This window comes from Lysinibacillus sp. FSL L8-0312 (genome assembly GCF_038003285.1).
In the GTDB taxonomy this organism is placed as follows: domain Bacteria; phylum Bacillota; class Bacilli; order Bacillales_A; family Planococcaceae; genus Lysinibacillus; species Lysinibacillus fusiformis_D.
Window position 1 is genome coordinate 3,845,084 of record NZ_JBBOOV010000001.1, and the last position, 17,732, is coordinate 3,862,815.

At 38.8% G+C, this 17,732-nt stretch carries 19 protein-coding genes; 15 read left to right on the top strand and 4 right to left on the bottom strand.

The features are described from left to right. Positions 1–286 precede the first annotated feature (286 nt). From murA to MHI22_RS19390, 12 genes are all read left to right on the top strand, one after another. Positions 287–1,606, top strand: a complete 1,320-nt coding sequence (gene murA, locus MHI22_RS19335; RefSeq protein ID WP_036123602.1) for a UDP-N-acetylglucosamine 1-carboxyvinyltransferase — start codon at positions 287–289, stop codon at positions 1,604–1,606. 82 nt (positions 1,607–1,688) lie between these two features. Next, entirely contained in the window at positions 1,689–2,627 is a 939-nt protein-coding gene (gene spoIID, locus MHI22_RS19340) for a stage II sporulation protein D (RefSeq protein ID WP_036123651.1), read from the top strand. A gap of 37 nt (positions 2,628–2,664) precedes the next feature. After that, positions 2,665–3,342, top strand: a complete 678-nt coding sequence (locus MHI22_RS19345) for a M23 family metallopeptidase (RefSeq protein ID WP_036123599.1) — start codon at positions 2,665–2,667, stop codon at positions 3,340–3,342. 156 nt (positions 3,343–3,498) lie between these two features. Then, positions 3,499–3,759: a sporulation transcriptional regulator SpoIIID gene (locus MHI22_RS19350; protein WP_025114760.1), complete on the top strand. Its 261-nt coding sequence runs from the start codon at positions 3,499–3,501 to the stop codon at positions 3,757–3,759. 209 nt (positions 3,760–3,968) lie between these two features. Continuing rightward, positions 3,969–4,964: a rod shape-determining protein gene (locus MHI22_RS19355; protein WP_036123595.1), complete on the top strand. Its 996-nt coding sequence runs from the start codon at positions 3,969–3,971 to the stop codon at positions 4,962–4,964. 21 nt (positions 4,965–4,985) lie between these two features. Next, positions 4,986–5,819, top strand: coding sequence for a flagellar hook-basal body protein (locus MHI22_RS19360; RefSeq protein ID WP_036123592.1), 834 nt, complete (start codon positions 4,986–4,988; stop codon positions 5,817–5,819). Between the two features lie 25 nt (positions 5,820–5,844). Then, on the top strand, positions 5,845–6,684 hold the full coding sequence (locus MHI22_RS19365) for a flagellar hook-basal body protein (protein WP_058843805.1): 840 nt from the start codon (positions 5,845–5,847) through the stop codon (positions 6,682–6,684). Between the two features lie 47 nt (positions 6,685–6,731). Beyond that, the gene (locus tag MHI22_RS19370) at positions 6,732–7,016 is read left to right on the top strand and encodes a DNA-directed RNA polymerase subunit beta (RefSeq protein WP_036124463.1); all 285 of its coding nucleotides are present in this window, start codon (positions 6,732–6,734) and stop codon (positions 7,014–7,016) included. 55 nt (positions 7,017–7,071) lie between these two features. After that, positions 7,072–7,515, top strand: coding sequence for a 3-hydroxyacyl-ACP dehydratase FabZ (fabZ, locus tag MHI22_RS19375; RefSeq protein WP_036124465.1), 444 nt, complete (start codon positions 7,072–7,074; stop codon positions 7,513–7,515). A gap of 147 nt (positions 7,516–7,662) precedes the next feature. Further along, positions 7,663–8,046 (top strand): hypothetical protein, encoded by a 384-nt coding sequence (locus MHI22_RS19380; RefSeq protein WP_036124467.1) that lies wholly within the window; start codon positions 7,663–7,665, stop codon positions 8,044–8,046. Positions 8,047–8,155: 109 nt separating this feature from the next. Further along, complete coding sequence (locus tag MHI22_RS19385; RefSeq protein WP_036124468.1) at positions 8,156–8,566, top strand: hypothetical protein; 411 nt, start codon at positions 8,156–8,158, stop codon at positions 8,564–8,566. Positions 8,567–8,605: 39 nt separating this feature from the next. Continuing rightward, positions 8,606–9,037 carry a hypothetical protein gene (locus MHI22_RS19390; RefSeq protein WP_340812544.1) on the top strand — a complete coding sequence of 144 codons (432 nt, stop codon included), beginning with the start codon at positions 8,606–8,608 and terminating at the stop codon, positions 9,035–9,037. A gap of 58 nt (positions 9,038–9,095) precedes the next feature. On the opposite strand, the gene MHI22_RS19395 is transcribed toward MHI22_RS19390, so the two are convergent. Together MHI22_RS19395 and MHI22_RS19400 are read right to left on the bottom strand one after the other, a co-directional pair. After that, on the bottom strand, positions 9,096–10,061 hold the full coding sequence (locus MHI22_RS19395; protein ID WP_340812545.1) for a nuclease-related domain-containing protein: 966 nt from the start codon (positions 10,059–10,061) through the stop codon (positions 9,096–9,098). A gap of 80 nt (positions 10,062–10,141) precedes the next feature. After that, positions 10,142–10,567 carry a YwpF family protein gene (locus MHI22_RS19400; RefSeq protein WP_036124472.1) on the bottom strand — a complete coding sequence of 142 codons (426 nt, stop codon included), beginning with the start codon at positions 10,565–10,567 and terminating at the stop codon, positions 10,142–10,144. Between the two features lie 297 nt (positions 10,568–10,864). Between MHI22_RS19400 and MHI22_RS19405 the strand changes: the two genes are divergently transcribed. Further along, positions 10,865–11,263 (top strand): single-stranded DNA-binding protein, encoded by a 399-nt coding sequence (locus tag MHI22_RS19405; protein ID WP_036124475.1) that lies wholly within the window; start codon positions 10,865–10,867, stop codon positions 11,261–11,263. Between the two features lie 248 nt (positions 11,264–11,511). On the opposite strand, the gene MHI22_RS19410 is transcribed toward MHI22_RS19405, so the two are convergent. Together MHI22_RS19410 and MHI22_RS19415 are read right to left on the bottom strand one after the other, a co-directional pair. Further along, on the bottom strand, positions 11,512–14,274 hold the full coding sequence (locus MHI22_RS19410; RefSeq protein WP_340812546.1) for a DEAD/DEAH box helicase: 2,763 nt from the start codon (positions 14,272–14,274) through the stop codon (positions 11,512–11,514). After that, complete coding sequence (locus MHI22_RS19415; protein WP_058844993.1) at positions 14,271–15,845, bottom strand: hypothetical protein; 1,575 nt, start codon at positions 15,843–15,845, stop codon at positions 14,271–14,273. Before MHI22_RS19415 ends, MHI22_RS19410 begins: the two co-directional genes overlap by 4 nt. A 205-nt stretch (positions 15,846–16,050) precedes the next feature. Between MHI22_RS19415 and MHI22_RS19420 the strand changes: the two genes are divergently transcribed. Beyond that, positions 16,051–16,527, top strand: a complete 477-nt coding sequence (locus MHI22_RS19420) for a transcriptional regulator (RefSeq protein WP_036124322.1) — start codon at positions 16,051–16,053, stop codon at positions 16,525–16,527. Between the two features lie 364 nt (positions 16,528–16,891). Further along, complete coding sequence (locus MHI22_RS19425) at positions 16,892–17,722, top strand: flagellin N-terminal helical domain-containing protein (protein ID WP_340812547.1); 831 nt, start codon at positions 16,892–16,894, stop codon at positions 17,720–17,722. Positions 17,723–17,732: the final 10 nt, after the last annotated feature.

The following is a 17,732-nucleotide window of genomic DNA, read 5'->3' on the forward strand; positions in this document are numbered from 1 at the left end:
AAAGGGAATATTTTACTGAATGAAGATAAAATAGGTTTTTTGTGCATATATCTTTGGGTATGTATTGAAAGTGAACGGGTTATTGGTCATTCACAAAAAAAAAATGACAGCGTACAATAAATAAATAGCAAAATATCTAATAATGCCTTAAAATAGTGATTTGGACGCTTGAACGAGCGTTAGAAAAGTTGTACTATAGAGTTGTTTGTTTACTGATTATGACATTATACTTCTTTTTAAAATAAAAATTCGATAGGTTAATAGATTGAATTCGGAGGGACATAGGGTGGATAAAATAATAGTGACTGGCGGCCAAAAACTACAGGGAAAAGTACGTGTAGAGGGCGCAAAAAATGCAGTGTTACCAATCCTTGCGGCAGCTTTACTTGCTTCAAAAGGAGAAAATGTAATTAAAGAAGTCCCTAATTTAGCAGACGTCTTTACAATAAACGAAGTACTTAAAAGTTTAAACGCAGCAGTTACATATATACCTGAAGATAATGCCGTATATATAGATGCAACTAAAGAACTTTCAAGTGAAGCTCAATTTGAATTTGTTAGTAAAATGCGTGCATCTATTTTAGTGATGGGTTCTCTACTTGCTCGTAATGGATATGCTCGCGTGGCACTACCAGGAGGCTGTGCAATCGGTTCTCGTCCAATTGAGTTACACTTAAAGGGCTTCGAAGCTATGGGTGCAAAAATTTCATTTGGTCACGGATATGTAGAGGCAAAAACGGAAGGTCGTTTAAAAGGGGCTAATGTGTATTTAGATTTCCCTAGTGTTGGTGCTACTGAAAATATTATGACAGCCGCATCTTTAGCAGAAGGGACAACTGTAATTGAAAATGCTGCGAAGGAGCCCGAAATTGTCGATCTTGCAAACTTCATCAATAGCATGGGCGGTCGTGTAATTGGTGCTGGTACAAATACAATACGTATCGAAGGAGTCGATACATTATATGGAGTAGAGCACCATATTATTCCCGATCGTATTGAGGCTGGTACATTTATGGTGGCAGCAGCTATTACGAAGGGTGATGTAGTCATTGAAAATGCTGTTCCTGAGCATATGACAGCTTTAATAGCTAAGATGCGTGAAATGGGTGTAGAGATTACTGAACTGGATGAGGGAATCCGTGTACGTGCTCCTCATACATTAAAAGCTGTTGATATTAAAACAATGCCACATCCAGGCTTCCCAACAGATATGCAATCACAAATGATGGCATTAATGTTAACTGCGGAAGGTACGAGTATTATTACAGAAACGGTATTTGAAAATCGTTTTATGCATGTTGAGGAATTCCGTCGCATGAATGCTGGTGCTAAAATAGAAGGACGTTCTGTGTTTATCGAGGGGCCGGTTAATCTTCAGGGAGCTGAAGTAATGGCAACGGATTTACGAGCTGCGGCTGCCCTAATTTTAGCAGGTCTTGTATCTGAAGGAATAACACGTGTGACGAAGCTACATCATTTAGACCGTGGTTATGTTGATTTCCATGGCAAGCTAGCATCGCTTGGTGCCAACATTGAACGTATTACTGAACTTACTGAAGAAGTAGTGACAGTTGAAGACACAATAATTGAATTACCTACAAACTAAATGGATTTCTCAACCCTTTGCTTTTGGAGCAGAGGGTTTTTTGTTTGCTCATAACTTTAAGAGATCTAGCATATTATTCCTTATGAAAAAATGGATGATTAGTATAGGTGTCATTTGTTTGATTGGAGTATTATACATGCTTCCTGTTATAGGGCTTAGTGAAAGACGGGAGGCTGTCAAACCTCTAACTAGTGATGAGAATGCCTGTGAAATATTTATAGAAGTGGAGGGACAAGAGGAAAAAATCCCTTTGGAAACGTATATTACAGGTGTTGTTGCAGCGGAAATGCCTGTTTCTTTTAAAAAGGAGGCATTGAAAGCCCAAGCGATTGCAGCACGCACATATGCACTGAAAACGACAAATTACGGTAAAACTGCAATTGCTCCAACTGTGGCAAGGCAAGTTTTTTATGATGAGGAGCAAAGAAAGGCGAATTGGGCTAGCAATTTCCTGGGAAATGAAAAGAAAATTGTCGAAGCAATCAATGAAACGAAAGGACAAGTTCTTCTTTATAATAAGGAACTAATTACAGCCATGTTCCACTCGACAAGCAATGGTAAAACAGAAAGTGCCTTTGGCTATAGTGGGAATGATATTCCATATTTGAAAAGTGTTGCAAGTATCTCAGATCAAGCATCACCGAAGTTTGAGGCGCAGCAAGAATGGACATTAGCACAATGGAATAAGTTGTGGCCTGTACAGTGGCAAGCTAGTGATTTTAATCGTATACAGCTATTTTACAATGAGTCAGGGCGAGTAGAGCGTTTACAGTTAGGGAGCAATGTCTGGACTGGTAGAGAGGTTAGAACACTTCTTGGCATACCATCAACTGATTTTACAATTGTCTATGACGCGAAGACAAGAAAGGTCCATGTGACAACCCAAGGTTATGGTCATGGCGTGGGCATGAGTCAATATGGCGCTGAGGCAATGGCAAACGAAGGGAAAACGGCTGCCGAAATTTTACACTATTATTATCAAGATATTGAAATAAAAAAAATAGATGCATGTTTAAAATAACTTCTAGTTGTTCACACTGCAACTAGAGGTGATGAAAATGAGAGAGGATAAAAACAATAAAACTTCTCAAAACCAAAATCCAAATCAAAAGGAAAATGGTCAATTACAAAAGAAACCTTGGTTTTGGCCAGCAGTTTACACAGGTGGTGCACTAGTTCTAGCAGGATTGTTATTTGGTTACAATAGTCTCGTATCAAAAGTAGAAGAGGCTCCTTTACCAGATTTAGCGGAAGTTGATCCAGGTCCTGTAGTAGAAACAAATGCACGTACTGAAAACATGAAGTACCCATTCAAAGAAGAGAGTCTTAGTAAAGTACAAGTTTTACAAGAGTTCTACGAGTTAGAGGCAAATGAAGAGTCCCGTGAAAATGCACTAATGGTATTTAATCAAACATTTACAACGTCTTCTGGTATCTCTATCGCTATGAATGGTGAAGAATTTGAAGTACTAGCTGCTATGAGTGGTAAAGTACTAGAGGTAAAACTAGACGCATTTACAGGCAATAAGATTGTAATTGAGCATCCAAACGGTATGCAAACACATTATAGCTCTGTAAAGGATATCGCTGTTAAAGAAGGCGATGAGGTTACACAAGGTCAGGCATTAGGAAAAGCAACTGATAACGAGTGGAATCAAGCGGCTGGCGTCCACATGCATTTCGAAGTTCTTGAAGACGGAAAATATATTAATCCGAAAAAATTACTAGCTTTTTAATTCGAAAAGCTAGTAACGCATAAAAAGTCAGCATTTTATCAGGAAAATGCAAAAAATGTTCTGAATAGCTTTGTCCTTACATAAGGTGAAGAAATGCGCAAATGTGCATCTGATTGCCAAAGCATTTTGTGAAATTGTGTGGAAAGGACGAAGAAAGTGCATGAGCACATTCGGAAGCGCTGCATACGCCTCGGTGAATTACTGATTGAGACGCGTGAGACTGTGCGTGTCCTCGCGAAAATGACTGGTTATTCAAAAAGTACGGTGCACAAGGATTTAACAGAGCGATTACCAACAATTCATGAAGGATTAGCTGACCAAGTGAAAGAAATACTCGCCTACCATAAGGCCGTACGTCATATTCGTGGAGGAGAAGCAACGAAAAACAAGTGGAAAGAGAGAGCGAGTCAAGACTGATTCGTTCTTTTTTATTGTCTTGGAAATGTATTTATGACGAATTCTATGGAATAGTAATTCTATATTATAGCCGTTCATAACCTGAAAAGAAAACAGTCTCATTCACTAAATTTAGGTGAAATTACCAATAGAATATGATAAAATATTCTAGATAAAGAGATAAAATGAACGTTATGTAGTTGGAACTGGCGGGAAGGAGAAATTATAGAATGTTTTCGAAAGATATTGGCATTGACTTAGGAACTGCGAACGTATTAATCCACGTTAAAGGTAAAGGAATCGTCCTAAATGAACCATCTGTGGTGGCGATTGACAAAAAGACAAACAAAGTATTAGCGGTAGGGGAAGAAGCTCGCCAAATGGTAGGGAGAACGCCAGGTAATATTACAGCAATTCGCCCACTAAGAGATGGAGTCATTGCAGATTTTGATGTGACAGAGGCGATGTTAAGACATTTCATCAATAAATTAAATGTAAAAGGATTTTTGGCGAAGCCACGAATTTTAATTTGCTGTCCAACGAACATCACAAGTGTTGAGCAAAAAGCAATCCGTGAAGCCGCAGAAAAATCTGGCGGTAAAAAAGTATATTTAGAGGAAGAACCAAAAGTAGCTGCTATCGGTGCAGGCATGGATATCTTCCAACCAAGTGGTAATATGGTAGTCGATATAGGTGGCGGAACAACAGATATCGCAGTTCTATCAATGGGTGATATTGTAACAAGTGAATCCATTAAAGTAGCAGGAGATGTGTTTGATAACGACATTTTGCAATATATTAAAAAAGAATATAAATTGCTAATTGGTGAACGTACAGCAGAAGCAATCAAGATGACAATTGGTACAGTTTTCAAAGGTAGCCGCAACGATACAATGGATATTCGTGGTCGTGACATGGTAACAGGTTTACCACGTACTATTACAATTCATTCCGAGGAAATTGAACGAGCATTGCACGAGTCTGTAGCGATGATTGTCCAATCAGCAAAAAATGTCTTAGAAAAAACACCACCTGAGCTATCAGCCGATATCATTGACCGTGGCGTTATTATTACGGGTGGCGGTGCACTATTACATGGAATGGATCAGCTATTAATAGAAGAGTTAAAGGTACCTGTCTTCGTTGCAGAGAGACCTATGGATTGTGTAGCAATTGGTACGGGAATAATGCTAGAAAACATTGATCGTGTGCCAGCATCCTTATAAAAATAAAATGAGGTGATTTCTTTGTTTAAAGGGTTTTATACAGTTGCAACAGGTATGATCACGCAACAAAGAAGAACAGAATTACTAACAAATAATTTATCAAATGCGAATACACCAGGATTTAAAGCAGATCAATCAACTATTCGCTCATTTCCAGACATGCTAATGTCTAGTATTGGTAAAACAAATGCTCCCGCCAATCAACAAGCAGGCGCTGAATATATGAGTCAAGTAGGAGCTTTAAATACAGGAACATATTTACAAGAAACATTGCCAAATTACATACAAGGCCAAATCTATAGCACTGATTTTACAACAGATATGGCGCTAATTGATGGAAACTTACCACAAAACGAAGATGGGATTACGGGGTCAATTTTCTTCCGTCTAGAACATCCAGCTGGTGGTGAGGCCTATACACGTAATGGTAATTTCACATTAGATGGTCAAGGCTATTTAGTAAACGGGCAGGGTCTATACGTACTCAATGATGCAGGACAACGTATCCAGCTTCCAAACGATGATTTTCGCCTCGATGAAAGTGGAGCCATTTTTGTAAACGATCAGCAAGTAGCACGAGTTGGCGTATCATATGCTGCTAATCCGAACATGCTACGTAAACAGGATAATGGTCTTATTCGTACAGAAAATGGTGAGAACTTACCAACAGCCTATGGTGCGAATGGCGTTTCCTTTACGCTACGTCAAAACTTTTTAGAAGGTTCAAACGTAGATTCTGGTCGCACAATGACAGATTTAATGACAGCCTACCGAGCATTCGAAGCAAATCAAAAAGTATTACAAGCTTATGATCGCAGCATGGAAAAGGCAGTGAATGAAATCGGGAAAATCTAACGGGCGAACAGGAGGCGTTTTATAAATGCTACGTACAATGATGACAGCAACGAACACAATGGGTCAATTACAAAATAAACTAGATACAATTAGTAATAATATTGCTAATAGTAGTACAACCGGTTATAAAACGAAGGAAGCATCCTTCAATGAACTACTTTATCAGCAATTTAACAATGATAAGCAGGACCGAGCTGAACGCCAAACACCAGTTGGTATTCGCTATGGATCTGGTGCCATGCTTGGACAAATTAAATCCAATGAAAAGCAAGGCTCATTACAAACAACGAATCGAGATTTAGACTTTGCTTTCACAAAAGCAAAACAATATTTCAATATTTTAATGCCAAATGGTGAAAATGGAACTGAAACAGTGTATACTCGACAAGGTGACTTTTATTTATCTCCGTTGAATAACGGAACAGTAATGCTCGTAACGGCAGAGGGTTATCCCGTAGCCAATGCAGCAGGACAAGCTATTACATTACCAGATACTGTTCAAAAGTTTGCCGTTCGAGATGGTGGTGTTTTAGAAGCATCTTATCCAAATGGTGATATCATTCGTACGGATTTAGCTGTAACAGAATTCCAAAAACCACAATTAATGGAACATGTTTCTGGTTCTTATGTTGGTTTACCAGACAATCTAGCTGAACTTGGCTTTACACAAGCGGAAGTTCTGACAGAGCTTGTGGGTGCGAACCGTCAGCAAATTGGCATGCAAAGTGGTACACTAGAAATGTCCAATGTAAACCTCTCAAAGGAAATGACAGAACTAATACAAACTCAACGTTCTTATCAGTTCAATGCAAGAGCGGTTACATTAGCAGATCAAATGTTAGGACTAATTAACGGCATTCGATAAAAAGTCATCCAAAAACACATAGTTAGGAATGAAGAGGAGTACAATCTATGACAAACGATTCACGTCGACGTTCTGTGCCGACACAAGAAACCGATACGCAACCAGAAAAGAAAGAACGCCGCTCAAATGGAGAGCAACGCGAGGTTCGCTGGGTGCAAATCCGACTGATTCCGATTTGGTTACGCATTGTAATTGTTCTCGTCTTAGTCGTTGCTGCCGCAGCATTAGGCGCAATGTTTGGCTTCAGTGTGATTGGAGAAGGCAATGCTATGGATATTTTTAAAAGGGACACATGGCAGCATATATTTGATATTATGAACGGTAAAGAATAGCAATATTCTTTACCTTACTTTGTGTATACATACTTAATTTCGAGGGGGAAATTACATGTTAACAGCAGAACAAATTCAAGCAATTTTACCACATCGCTATCCTTTTTTATTCGTTGATCGCATTGTTGAATTAGATGAAGGTAAACGCGCAGTAGGTTTAAAAAATGTTTCGATCAATGAAGACTTCTTTAATGGACACTTCCCAGGCTATCCTGTAATGCCAGGTGTATTAATTGTAGAGGCATTAGCACAAGTGGGTGGAGTCGCTTTATTAAATGCAGAAGAATTCAAGGGACGTTTAGCCTTTTTAACAGGTGTGGATAATTGTCGTTTCAAGCGTCAAGTAGTTCCTGGCGACCAACTTAAATTGGAAGTAGAATTTGTTAAACTTCGTGGCGCAATGGGTAAAGGTCATGGTATAGCGACTGTAGATGGAGAACTTGTATGTGAAGCCGATATTCTATTTGCGATTGGACCTGAACAGCCTAAACAAGCCTAATTTGCATTTGTAGACCAAAAGATATAAAATAGATAAAGTCAAGTTAAAAGTTGATTAGTAGGTTCTTAAATTGCAGTGACGAAAAAGCGTTTGGGAATTGAAATAGATGTAATTTTTAGGTTTTACAAACGTAGGAGGATTATTAAGATGTATAAGGAATTGTCTTCAGGTATTAAAATTAGCATTACTCGTTCGATTTCGACATCTTTTGAAGCATACTTAGCAAGTATTGGTTGGGATGAAGAGCGTTTTTCTATGGAAGACTTCATTGCAAGCTGGCAGACTTATTTTCAGGAGAATGCCGCATGGATCGAAAAAATCCCTGCTGATATATTGTTGAGTGCACAGTTTCATGAAGAGATGGCACAAAAAATCGATGAGGTCATTGCTAAAATTTTAAATGAAGAACCAACAGCGCAGCAGATCGAAACAATCGAGGCATTGCAAAAAGAGCTAGGCACAAACTATAGCTATGACTGTAAAGCAGAAGCAGCATACATTGAACAAGTATTAAAAGAAAAACAAAAATAGTTTGTACAAATATCGGATAGTTCCCTCCTTTCCCGGGCAATCTATGTAGGATCACAAATACACACGATGTATTTGCTGACATAGTACCCAAGAAAGGAGGTTTTTTACTATGTGGAAAATGTCATTTTTAACCATTATTCTTGCAACTGTATTCCTTGGAGGATGTAACTGGGGAAATAATGCAGTCGAAGATCACCCTGTTCGAGACGTCGAAAATGACGTTCGTCGTGGTGTAGACAATGTGGAAGATGCATTAGACCCGAATAATCGTGACGATGCATACGATCGCAACGTAGATGGTACTAACCGAGGTACTGTTAACGAAAATACAACATTGCCTGAAGCGACAACACCTGGATCAAATGCCGATATCAACAGTACAAACGGCTATGACAACGTACCAAATGCTAATGGTGTAAACGGTGTTGAACGTAATGACAACGTAAACAATAATAATGATATTGTCGACGATAAAGTCAAAGACACTGAAAAGTACCGTGATGGTATGAACAACCGATAACATAAAAAAGAGTGTTTCCTAAATGGAAAACACTCTTTTTTGATAAAAAGAAGCAAATACTCGCGGAAGAAAGGTAAATACTCGCGGAAGAAAGGTAAATACTCGTGGAAGAAGAGTGAATACTCGCGGAAGGAAGGTGAATACTCGCGGAAGGAAGGTGAATACTCGCGGAAGGGAGGTGAATACTCGCGGAAGGGAGGTGAATACTCGCGGAAGGGAGGTGAATACTCGCGGAAGGAAGGTGAATACTCGCGGAAGAAAGGTGAATACTCGCGGAAGGAAGGTGAATACTCGCGGAAGAAGAGTGAATACTCGCGGAAGGAAGGTGAATACTCGCGGAAGGAAGGTGAATACTCGCGGAAGGAAGGTGAATACTCGCGGAAGGAAAGTGAATACTCGCGGAAGGAAAGTGAATACTCGCGGAAGGAAGGCGAATACTCGCGGAAGGAAGGTGAATACTCGCGAAAGTGAAGTGTATGCCCCATGAGCATTGCAAATATTCTCGCCAGTGAAGCGAGCCAATCAACCCTCAAAAAAATCTCTTCATGTAATCCAATAAATTTTCAGGTAAATGGTAAACACGATTTTTATAGGTTCCGGTATAAGGGAACTGAAATTTCTGAAGCAATCGTGTAGCTGTATCGATAGAATCAATTTTGAAAAATTTACGTAACTGTTGATTAGTAATAGAATGGCTAACCAATAGTTGATAATCGAGCATGGCTTCTGCAAAAATTTCTATACTCCGATAATGACAAAATGAACATTTCCAAATGCCCCGATAGAAATACATATTATGTTGATAGGAACATTTAGGACAAAGCACACCATGCCGAAATCGTGATGGGGCAATCGAAGTTTGAATGTGAGGAATCGTTTGTTTGGAGAGAAGCCCTTGAACCAGTTGAGCTAATTGATCATCTGTTAGCATTTTTTGAGGATGCTTTTTAAAAAGTGACTGGAGATGTTGATGAAGACCTGACACATGAAAAATAGGGAGCGCTTTAGAAGGATTAACGATGATCGCTGAAGGATTTGCTATGACAACGGCACCTTCAATGGGGAGTGAGTAAGAAAGACTTTTAAGAAAACGTATATGACGCTCAGTTTGGGTAAACGCATTTGGAAATCCTTCTACTGTGCCATCTGCCTTTGTGCGTGTACATTGATGTGTGAGTTGATTAAATTCTAGTCGACCATGAATATTTTTAATTTCTAAAACGAAGATAAATTGAGAGCAAATAAAGAGTGTATCAAGCTGATGCATATGTTGAGCAGTGTTCTTGAGACACAAATTATGTAATACGAAAAAAGTATTTGGACATAGTAATTCATGCCATTCGCGGTCCACTTTTTGTTCACCAGCAAAACCTGCATCCAGTCGGCGATATTGTTCCTGATAATAGTGAAACTCAACATCATTCTTTAAAAGCCTCCTCATCACAGCCTCAAGCCATAATAATTTTAAAGGCTTCTCTCTGATAGCAATAACCAAATATAACGCTCCTTTTTAAATTGTATTGTACTGAAAAATGGCAGCTTGTCCAATAAAAAAACGATGCAAAATTCGCATCGCTAATCATTTTTTAATTTTGGTCGCTGCTTCATATCTTTCGTAAAGCGCTCCAGTAAATCCTCTAGGGATACACCCTCAGCAAGTAGCTCGGAAAGCAATTGTTCAGCATATTTAGAGCGTTTAATTTTGAGTGTTCCTTTTAGTAGTACTGAAACATGATCACCAATTTCTTGAACTGTATGTACGATTACCTGAAAAGGAGCGGGTTCATTATCTGGAAATGAAATAACTGCACGGACATTGCAGACTGTAGCATTTACTAAGAGTTCATCAAAGGTTGAGCGATATTGTTTTTCCATAAACAATTCTAGTATCCAAGATTGATGGCTGTTTTCCTGATTAATAATAATGCCATCGACTAAAGGGAATGGTTGTACGCCATCTTTCGTGACAAGGTCAAAGGAAAGCATTTTAAATGTTTTCATTATGTATATTCCTCCTAAGTCTGTCATTCTTTTATTATAACACATGAAGTAGTGGCTGTTTGTTATGTGCACCTGTGACGATATTTCAAAACCTGCGAAAATGCTGATTTCATGAAATAGCATTTGCCATTACAGTCCAAAGCATTCAGCTAGAAAATTAAAAAAAATTAGCAAATTAAAAATGCTAATTTACCCAATTTATGCTGCAAAACAGAAGGAAATTTATAATATCGGATTTTGCCAATGCGGATATCCTTTTGTAAGATGAAAGCAATCCAACAGAAAGGTGGTGAACGAATGAATCAAGTCGGACTGGTCGGAAGGTTTACGAAAGATCCGGTGTTACGTTACTTATCTGGAAATCGTGTACAGACTCATTTTTCATTGGCCATTAACCGCAATTTTAAAAACAATCGTGGAGAAGTAGATGCAGACTTTATTTTCTGTACAGCTTGGGGAAGGCTAGCAGAACATATCGTCAAATATTGCGGTAAAGGCTCTTTAATCGGTGCAAATGGTCGTATTCAAACAAGATCATTTGTAAATGAAGAAAACACTAAGATTTTTATGACAGAGGTGGTTGTAGAAGATATACGATTTTATCATCTCAAACAAAGGAATAGTGACGAAACGGCTATTGTACCGCCACAGCCACCGAATGAACAGGAAGACTTAAAAGATTTTGTTTTACCATAGACAAGCTATTTACATACGGAGCAAGAGAAATATCGTTGTCTGATCCGCCATTCTCCTTATATTTCTTGCACCGTAGCAACAGAAAGGAATGATGTATACACATATTAAAAAGACATTGCTGAAGACCGCACAGCAATGGATGTTTTGACACAACTAAATAAGAATGTTTGAAGTAAGTAGGGATAAGAAGTAACGAGGTTCCACTAAAAGAGCGCCAAGAACAATGTAGTTCTTGGCGCATCTAATTACTATATGTCCAATGTTATTAGATCACGAAGTTCTTGATCTTCTAACTCGGTCAACCACTGGCTTGATTGAATGAGTTCTTCGGATAATGCAGATTTCTGCACCAGCATTTTATCAATTTTTTCTTCAATTGTACCGATGGTTACAAATTTATGGACCTGCACAAATTGTGTCTGCCCAATGCGATAAGCACGATCAGTTGCTTGATTTTCGACAGCGGGGTTCCACCAGCGATCTGCATGTAAAACATGATTAGCAGCTGTTAAATTAAGACCTGTTCCACCTGCTTTTAAGGAAAGAATAAATATAGGGAAGTCTCCTGCCTGAAAAGCCTCTACTAAGCGGTCACGCTGCTGCTTAGGCATAGCACCAGTTAAAAACGGTGCATCCACATTGTATAGTTCACTTAAACAATGCTGTAGCAATTGCCCCATTCCGATATACTGTGTAAAGATAAGGCATTGTTCGCCATTGTCCACAATCTCTGCTGCCATTTGTACAATGCGCTCTAGCTTAGTCGAACGTGCAAGCATTGTTTCGGCATCCTCGAAAGATTCCTTTAAATATAAGGCAGGATGATTACATAGTTGCTTTAACTTACTAAGCATCTTTAAAACACGTCCCTTTTTTTGAAAACCTGTTAACTGCTCTAGCTGATCGAGTGTCTCTAAAATATATCCTTCATAGAGAGAAGCTTGCTCGGCTGTTAATGGACAGTATTCGTTCGATTCTAGCTTATTTGGTAAGTTAAGCTGTAAATGGGGATCACGCTTTGTACGACGCAATAAGAAAGGTTGAATTTTAGCTCGTAACTTCTGCTTATGTGATTCAGATTCGTCTCGTTCAATAGGCAAAATAAATTCTTCATTGAAGCGGCCAAAGCTACCTAAATAACCCTTATGAATGAAATCAAAAATAGCCCATAGCTCAGATAAGCGGTTTTCTACAGGTGTTCCTGTAAGGGCAATATGATGGTCTCCTAACAATTTACGAATGGCTCTTGATTGTAAGGTCTGCATGTTTTTTATATTTTGAGCTTCATCGAGCACAACAGTTGCCCATTCTATATTCTGTAAAAATTCAGTATCCTGCGACACAGTACCATAGGTTGATAAAATAACATGTGGTTTTTCGGCAGTCACTAGCTCTTTAAAATCCTCATCCTTAGCTCGATTTGTCTGATAATGCGTATGCACAATCAGTGAAGGGGCAAATCGAGCGAGTTCTTTTTGCCAGTTACCGAGGACTGAGGTTGGACAAATAATAATGGTTGGCTTCGTATAATCAGCTGCTGTCTCATAAATATGAAGTAAATAGGTGATTAGTTGCACCGTTTTCCCAAGTCCCATATCATCGGCTAGACATGCACCAAAACCTTGTTCGCGCATAAAGATTAACCATTCAAAGCCCTCTTGTTGGTAAGGACGTAATTCGGTTTGTAAGGATAAAGGAATCGGTACTGCTGGCAAGCCCTTCTTCTCCAAAAGCTGCTCCATATATGATTTTAATGATTGTTGTATTTCCAGTGCGAAAATTGGATCATCTCTTAGCGCATCATCGGCATCTTCTTCGAGAGGAGCAGACAAGTCTTCGGGTAATTCTCTAAACAACAATTCTCGAACAGTCCAACTTTCATCTTCTGCCTGCTGCATTAGTTCACGCATTTCGTGCATCCAATTGGCATCGACTCGGAACCATTCCGTACCTATACGAATAAATTCACGTTTCTCATCCACCAGCTTTTTAAATTGCTCAGCTGAAATCGTTTGCCCATTCATAGAAAATTGCCATTTAAACGTTAAAATATCATCTAATCCTGCTACCTTCTTTGTGGAGACATTGTTAGTTGTTACACGTACACGTAATTTGGATTGTTTTAAATCTTTTAGCCATGCAGGGAGTACAACATCAAAACCAAGTGCCTGTAATCTGGCGAGATCCTCACGTAAAAAAGACCGTACTTCTGAGTCCTCCAATGTCACACGAATAAAGGTATCACTTCTGATATCGTCATTGGATAGAAGATTCACAATTTGTTGTTGCTGTTGTTCAATTTCAGTGGCGAACATTCGCCATTTCGTAGGAAGCGCCTCTTCAATTGGTAAGGATTGCTTACGAATAGCAGGAGTCCAGTAGTTTTTTGTCGTAGCAGTGCTGAGCACTGTTTCTAATAACCAGACATCGGCTTCATCTTCTGGCTCACTTAACCGTAAAGAAACTGAAACTGCACCGGCTTGACGAGCTTGATCCAATGGCCAGCCACCACGTAAGAAAAAGGGTAGAAGTTTTGGTAAATCAGCTAGTATTAGACCAACTTGTGAAAGCTTTTGCTGAACAGCTATTTCTAATAATGCTGTATCGATGTGATCAATAGGAAAAGTTAGCGAAGAAAAATCTTCCGCAATGACAGCGTATGACCAAAGTGAGGGCTCCTGCCAGTATTCCTGTAACGCCAGTACTTTTCCGAGCCATTCCTTACTTTCATCATTTGCACCAAGCCAATTAATAAAGGGATGTTGGAAGCTTGATGAAAAAATATCAAGTAATTCAGCAGTAGAAACCTCAATCGTGAAATCAGTCCGATTGGTTAATAAGCCATAGACATTTGCTTCATAGGTAAAGAATAATGAAGAAATTAATGTATCAGCGTCGATTGTCGTACCATTTGCAGTAAAACCCTGCAATGTAAAATATCCTTCCCGTGCTACATCAATACGAAGCTGTTGAGTTTGGGAAAAGGGGGAAGGAGCATTTATTGTCATCATACTAAGTTTCCTTTCTCAATTTCTTCTTGTAACGCACGTAATCGTTTATATTCTGCACGAATGGTTTGCATATATGTTTCAAAATAAGCTGTTTTGCCAGCTCGTTTTGCGGCACTACGCATACTTTTCCAAATACGCACAGCTTGCTTATAATTCATACGTGATTTTTGTGAAATTTCAGCCATTGCATAGACATGGTATAAAGGTAAGACAGTAGCTGGTTCAATCTGTAAGACGTCCTTTAATCCACACATTTCTAAATAGGATAGAGATGAAGGATTTAATTGATGGAGAGCAGCCCATTCACGGTAACGTCCTTTTTTTATTAAAAACGATGAAAATGGCTGAAGCCCATACACACCAAATGCACTGTATAACATTGCTTCCTCTTCCTCAGTAAGCTGTATGTCATCAAATAAAAGCTGAAATTGCCTTACGTACTGGGCTCTTTGAACGACTGGTACGACTTCCTGTAGGAAGGCTTCAGTCAAAGGTAATATAGCTCGTAAAATGACAGCTAATGAATAGGACTCACCAGCACGTTGAGCAAAAGTAGCCAGTTCAAATAAATCCTGCATTTGGGGTAAATCAATCTGTGCCAAATTTTCGAGCAGCAGATCCTCCTTTTGTAATAACACATAAAATAATAGCTTTAATGATTGCAAAGAAATTTCTTCGGAAGGGTTTTCTAGATTATTTAAATAAGTTAATTCCTGCTCGCGTCGAGGCTTTTCATAAAAAAGCACTGCCCAAAGCAGCATATATAGACGAAGTCGATGGGCAAACAGCCCTTGTCGTTCTAATAAAAATTCCCTTACTAGCTCTTGAATGGCATCATAAAAAGGATCAGTCGCAAAAAGACGTGACCGATTCGTTAACTCAGTAAGAATGCTTTCAAAGGATTGCATGCTTTGATCGATAAAGTATTTCATATATGGAGAATCTAATGAATGCCCAGCTGTTGCATTTAAATGCCGCCATATAGTATTAAAAATAGCTAATTCCATATAGAGCTTATAAAGGGGCTGCCATTCACGTTCAAAGGGCATATGCCGGCGAAGACGCTCCAATGCATCTGTTCTTACAGCAGAAAGCCCATAGCCCTCTAATACTCGGCCAGATGGTAATAAGCGCTTCATTACTTCATCAACCATCATCGACCAGCTTTGTGGTCTACGTTCTTCTGCTAAGGTTTTTAGCTGGACCGATTTTTGAGCACGCCAAGCACTCGACCAATTTTGCACGGAGTCAAAGTATTGGTAGAGAGCGAGTAAAGCACCTACTTGATGTCGACACCATTTAGGTTGTGGACAGTTACAATGTAGCTCTTCCTTGTAAAAATCAATTTCAACAGAAGCGGGTCTGACATCCTGAACACTTGCATATAATATAGAACTTGTTCCATTAAAACGTTCAAAAACAATGGATTTATTTCTTACAGAAAAGACAGCACGACGCACTAGTTCTTCATCTTCCGTAGAGGAAGGATGTAGCCCTTGTTCAGCTTCTTTTAATTTAGTCAGCACAAATGCTTGATGTTCTTTAGCTATTTGCGATATAGACAATGCCATAACCTCACTCCTTTCATCATGTATGGCTATGTTTAACATTGTTAATTGTAAGAATGAAAAAAAGACTGTCCTTCCATTATACGATTAAAATGCAGTAATGATAAGCTGAATGATCAGAAAGAAAAAAATGAAGTCAAAGATAGTTAACAAGCCAATTGATTTGTGTTAAAATCTGAATAATCAGATAACTAAGGAGGGATGAAGGATGATGCAAGTTCAATACATGAAGCCGTTTTACACAAAAGTTACTGGAGACAAATTACGTCTCGTATTTGCTTATCAATATTTCTCTATTTTAAAAGAGAATGAGATTTTCCATTTCATTCCCATAGAAGGTAAAGAGATGATTATCAACATGAAGACACAGCAAATTGAAAATTTATCTGAGGTTTTTGTTTTCCAAAAAGGAAATCGTTTTATCCGATTACCACTTTATCAACTACTGCTTATTACGAATGTTCATGAGCATTTAGCACCAATACTTGAAAGCGCAACACCGAAGAAACAAATTCCACTTGTTTCATCTGTGACGGTTGGCGAAATCGATCAGCTTATCGCAGAACTAGAGGAGAAAAATTTTGATTATTTAATTGATCAAACATTATTGGAGAACGATAAAGAACTCTTTTTCGAATTGCTACAGCAAAAGAGCCATCAACTTGGAGGTTTAACAATTGAATAGTTGGAATGCCCAGTAAGCACCTACTTTTCAGAAATGATAAGCAGGTGCTTTTACTAAAATTTGGCATGTATCTCCAGAAAGAGAAGAATTGTATTCCAACACAAGTTACAATAGGAGAACACCTTCATTAAACGTCTGCTACTATTATATTGCCACAAAGCTGAATGAGCGACTTGCAAGTCAGCTAATCATCATCGCTCGTAATGACTATAGGTTCACTAAAAAATCTGGACACTATTAAGCTAAAAGGAGTCATGTGCCTATAAATTGTTAATAATACATAAAAAATTAGCAACGATTCCCATAATGGTGATTAATAGAATAGAGAATAGGCCGATATACATATTAAGAAGGTGGTGAAAGCATGCTTGGTAAGTGGTCAGCTACGGGGATGTCGATCCTGAATAATATGAATCGGCATCAAAGTGCGATGAGTAAAGCTATGCTACGCATTTCGTCGGGGTATCGAATCAATAGTGCAGCGGATGATCCAGCTGGATTGGCGATTTCTGAAAAAATGCGTTCTCAAATTCGGGGATTGAATATGGCGGCTAAAAATATACAGGACGGCATTTCTCTCGTGCAGACAGCAGAGGGGGCACTGAATGAGACACATGCGATGATTCAGCGCATGCGTGAATTAGCAGTGGAGGCAGCCAATGACACATTAACCGATGATGATCGTGAAAAATTAGAGCTGGAGTTCCAAGAATTAAAGAAGGAAATTCAGCGACTCTCTACGGATACAGAATTTAATACGAAGACATTACTCAATGGAGATCATGAGACAAATAGCATTAAAATTCAGGCAGGGGCCAATGCAGGGCAGCATATAGAATTATTTATCAATGGTATGGGCTCTGAAGCACTCGGTTTGAAGGATGTGTCCATTGCTACTCGTGAGGATGCGGATAAAGCCATTTCTTCAATGGATGAGGCTTTAAAACGTGTATCTAATGAGCGTTCTCGTCTAGGAGCGTACCAAAATCGTTTGGAACATGCTTATAATGCTAATGTTAACACCGCAGAAAATTTACAAGCGGCAGAGTCTCGTATTCGAGATGCAGATATCGCTAAAGAGATGATGAATATGGTGAAGGCTCAAATTTTGATGCAGGCCAGTCAATATGTCTTAGCTATGCATTTGCAGCAAGCACAGTCTGTTTTAAAATTATTAGAAATCGGAAAAAAATGATGAATTTCAA

Bases quoted from the DNA above. Each gene is read 5' to 3' on its own strand.
- MHI22_RS19400 (WP_036124472.1), bottom strand. From the start codon at position 10,567: ATGAAAACATTTAAAATGCTTTCCTTTGACCTTGTCACGAAAGATGGC.
- fabZ (WP_036124465.1), top strand. From the start codon at position 7,072: ATGTTAACAGCAGAACAAATTCAAGCAATTTTACCACATCGCTATCCT.
- MHI22_RS19420 (WP_036124322.1), top strand. From the start codon at position 16,051: ATGATGCAAGTTCAATACATGAAGCCGTTTTACACAAAAGTTACTGGA.
- MHI22_RS19415 (WP_058844993.1), bottom strand. From the start codon at position 15,845: ATGGCATTGTCTATATCGCAAATAGCTAAAGAACATCAAGCATTTGTG.
- MHI22_RS19345 (WP_036123599.1), top strand. From the start codon at position 2,665: ATGAGAGAGGATAAAAACAATAAAACTTCTCAAAACCAAAATCCAAAT.
- MHI22_RS19380 (WP_036124467.1), top strand. From the start codon at position 7,663: ATGTATAAGGAATTGTCTTCAGGTATTAAAATTAGCATTACTCGTTCG.
- spoIID (WP_036123651.1), top strand. From the start codon at position 1,689: ATGAAAAAATGGATGATTAGTATAGGTGTCATTTGTTTGATTGGAGTA.
- MHI22_RS19405 (WP_036124475.1), top strand. From the start codon at position 10,865: ATGAATCAAGTCGGACTGGTCGGAAGGTTTACGAAAGATCCGGTGTTA.
- MHI22_RS19370 (WP_036124463.1), top strand. From the start codon at position 6,732: ATGACAAACGATTCACGTCGACGTTCTGTGCCGACACAAGAAACCGAT.
- MHI22_RS19355 (WP_036123595.1), top strand. From the start codon at position 3,969: ATGTTTTCGAAAGATATTGGCATTGACTTAGGAACTGCGAACGTATTA.
- MHI22_RS19385 (WP_036124468.1), top strand. From the start codon at position 8,156: ATGTGGAAAATGTCATTTTTAACCATTATTCTTGCAACTGTATTCCTT.
- MHI22_RS19410 (WP_340812546.1), bottom strand. From the start codon at position 14,274: ATGATGACAATAAATGCTCCTTCCCCCTTTTCCCAAACTCAACAGCTT.
- MHI22_RS19365 (WP_058843805.1), top strand. From the start codon at position 5,845: ATGCTACGTACAATGATGACAGCAACGAACACAATGGGTCAATTACAA.
- MHI22_RS19425 (WP_340812547.1), top strand. From the start codon at position 16,892: ATGCTTGGTAAGTGGTCAGCTACGGGGATGTCGATCCTGAATAATATG.